The sequence below is a fragment of the Pseudomonas brassicacearum genome, from assembly GCF_003732265.1.
Classification (GTDB): domain Bacteria; phylum Pseudomonadota; class Gammaproteobacteria; order Pseudomonadales; family Pseudomonadaceae; genus Aquipseudomonas; species Aquipseudomonas brassicacearum_D.
Window position 1 is genome coordinate 1 of sequence record NZ_MOBK01000142.1, and the last position, 525, is coordinate 525.

Here is a 525-nt window from a genome sequence, read left to right on the forward strand (position 1 = left end):
GAACGAGCAGATGCAGGCGTTGGCGTTTTTTGCCGGTGCCAACTCGATTTTCTACGGCGACAAACTGCTGACCACCGCCAACCCGCAGGCGGACAAGGACATGCAACTGTTTGCGCGACTGGGCATTCAGCCGGAAGCTCGTGAAGAACATTCCGATGAGGTTCACCAGGCCGCGATCGAGCAGGCATTGGTTGAGCAGAAGAGCAGCGAGCAGTTCTATAACGCCGCCGTCTAACCGCAACTTGAAATGCAAAACCTTGTAGGAGTGAGCCTGCTCGCGAAAGCGGTCTGACATTCACCAAAGATGTCGACTGATACACCGCCATCGCGAGCAGGCTCGCTCCCACAAGGGATCTGTGTCACTTGAAAGTCGAGGCCTGCATGTCTTTCGATCTCGCCGCACGCCTTGCTGCCCGTCGTGCCGAAAACCTCTATCGCCAGCGCCCGCTGCTCGAGTCCCCGCAGGGGCCTGAAGTGGTGGTCGACGGCAAACCGCTGCTCGCGTTCTGCAATAACGATTATCTC

General features: G+C 57.7%; 2 pseudogenes. Both read left to right on the top strand.

Annotated features, from left to right (window positions below):
- Window positions 1–235 (top strand): annotated as a pseudogene (locus tag BK660_RS30480) (biotin synthase BioB); the annotation flags it as partial.
- A 146-nt stretch (window positions 236–381) separates the two neighbouring features.
- Window positions 382–525, top strand: a pseudogene (locus BK660_RS30485) (8-amino-7-oxononanoate synthase); the annotation flags it as partial.